Genomic DNA, 2,181 nt, shown 5'->3' on the forward strand with positions numbered 1-2,181 from the left:
GGGTGTCCGCCGCCTCGGGGACCGGGGTCCGCCCGGCCTTCCGCAGCCTTCTCGGACCGTCTCCGACGGTCTCCGGCCTTCTCCGGCCTTCCTCAGCCGACGACGCCGGCCGCGAACGAGCCGTCGCAGACCGGGCGGGCGAAGGAGCGGGCCCGCTGGACGTCGCCCTGGTACTTGCGCACCGCCGCCTTGCCCAGCTCGCCGGCCAGCGAGGTGCAGTAGGGCGTCAGCGAGGGCTGCTCGCGCATCGAGCGCTCCAGCAGGTCCAGCGCGGCGGAGGGGTTCTTCGCGCGCAGCTCGTCGAGCAGCGCCACCCGCAGCGAGTCCTGCGGGGCGAGCCCGTCCGAGGTCCTGGCCGTGGCGCCGGCCGCGTTGTTGGAACGCCCGATCCCGGCGCCGTCGCCGCTCGACGCCGCCACGACCTGCTGATCGAGCCCGGTCGGCGGGGCCCACGGGACCCGGGTCACGGCGAGGGTGCCGGTGGTCACCAGGACGACCGGCAGGGTCAGGGCGACGGTCTGGCCGATACGGCGCACTAGCTGCTTCACCCTCAGGAGAGTAGCGGTGGGTACGGGCAGGATCGCCCTCCGTTACACCATCGAGTGACACACTGTCCGGTTTCGTCCCTCCGCCGTGTTGACGCGGGGGTGTACGGACGGAGCCCGCCGGACCACGGGGGTCCGACGGGCTCCGGGGAGGCGCGAGGTCGCGTCAGTTGCTCAGGCGCAGGCCGGAGCTGGTGGAGAAGACGTGGGTCTCGTTGGCGATCGGCACGACGTGGATGGTCTCGCCGCGGGCCGGGATCTGGCGGCCGGGCACGCGGACGACCAGCTCGTGGTCCTTGCCGCCGATCTGGGTGGTGCCGTAGACGAAGCCGTCCGAGCCGAGCTCCTCGACCACGTTGACGGTCACCGCGACGCCCTCGATGCCGCCCGACGGGACGACCTCGAAGTGCTCGGGGCGGATGCCGACGGTCACCGTCTTGTCGGTGCCGGCGCCGGACAGGTCCTCGCGGGAGATGTTGACGACCGAGCCGCCGAACTTCACGCCGCCGTCCACCAGCGGCACCTCGACCAGGTTCATGGCCGGCGAGCCGATGAAGCCGGCCACGAAGAGGTTGGCGGGCTTGTCGTACATGTTGCGCGGGGTGTCGACCTGCTGGAGCAGACCGTCCTTGAGCACCGCGACCCGGTCGCCCATGGTGAGGGCCTCGGTCTGGTCGTGGGTGACGTAGACCGTGGTGATGCCCAGGCGGCGCTGGAGGCCGGCGATCTGGGTGCGGGTGGAGACGCGGAGCTTGGCGTCCAGGTTCGACAGCGGCTCGTCCATCAGGAAGACCTGCGGCTGGCGGACGATCGCGCGGCCCATCGCGACGCGCTGGCGCTGACCGCCGGACAGCGCCTTCGGCTTGCGGTCCAGGTAGTCGGTCAGGTCGAGGATCTTCGCCGCCTCCTCGACCTTGGTGCGGATGTCCGCCTTGTTCACGCCGGCGATCTTGAGCGCGAAGCCCATGTTGTCGGCGACGGTCATGTGCGGGTAGAGCGCGTAGTTCTGGAACACCATGGCGATGTCCCGGTCCTTCGGCGGCAGGTGGGTGACGTCGCGGTCGCCGATCCGGATCGCACCGGCGTTGACGTCCTCCAGACCGGCCAGCATGCGCAGGCTGGTCGACTTGCCGCAGCCCGAGGGGCCGACCAGCACGAGGAACTCGCCGTCCGCGATCTCCAGCTCCAGCGCGTCCACCGAGGGCTTGTCCGCCCCGGGGTAGACGCGGGTCGCCTTGTCGTACGTGACAGAAGCCATGGTTGTCGCTCTCCTTCACCGGCAGGAACGTGCCGGACGATCCGAGTAAAGGGGGGTTTGTCAGGGTTCCGCCGGGCCGCCAGTGGTCTGAACCACTGCTCGAACCGACTCCCGGCGACGCTACCTGCGGTTCCGTGACTTGTCAGCCCCCACCCGACCCGATTTCGGCATCGGTTCCATCACGCCCACCCATCCCACCAAGCCCCGGATATCCCCCCATCCCGTCACCCGGGCCCGGTAGACTGCCCCCGGTGCCGCCGTGATCCATCGCGGACGGCCACCGTGCCTCCTTAGCTCAGCTGGCCAGAGCACCGCTCTTGTAAAGCGGGGGTCGTCGGTTCGAACCCGACAGGGGGCTCAGGTGTACGAGGGAAGGGC

2 protein-coding genes and 1 tRNA gene are annotated in these 2,181 nt (G+C 70.4%); 1 reads left to right on the forward strand and 2 read right to left on the reverse strand.

Annotated features, from left to right (window positions below; all coding sequences use genetic code 11):
- Nucleotides 1–92: 92 nt before the first annotated feature.
- Together ACIQOV_RS38440 and ACIQOV_RS38445 are read right to left on the reverse strand one after the other, a co-directional pair.
- Nucleotides 93–548 carry a hypothetical protein gene (locus ACIQOV_RS38440; protein WP_401055421.1) on the reverse strand — a complete coding sequence of 152 codons (456 nt, stop codon included), beginning with the start codon at nt 546–548 and terminating at the stop codon, nt 93–95.
- 163 nt (nt 549–711) lie between these two features.
- Entirely contained in the window at nt 712–1,803 is a 1,092-nt protein-coding gene (locus ACIQOV_RS38445) for a sn-glycerol-3-phosphate ABC transporter ATP-binding protein UgpC (protein ID WP_359915308.1), read from the reverse strand.
- 284 nt (nt 1,804–2,087) lie between these two features.
- On the opposite strand from ACIQOV_RS38445, the gene ACIQOV_RS38450 reads away from it, so the two are divergent.
- Nucleotides 2,088–2,161: transfer RNA gene (locus ACIQOV_RS38450), tRNA-Thr, on the forward strand.
- Nucleotides 2,162–2,181 lie beyond the last annotated feature (20 nt).

The organism is Kitasatospora sp. NPDC091257, from assembly GCF_044757675.1.
Lineage (GTDB): Bacteria > Actinomycetota > Actinomycetes > Streptomycetales > Streptomycetaceae > Kitasatospora > Kitasatospora lactacystinica.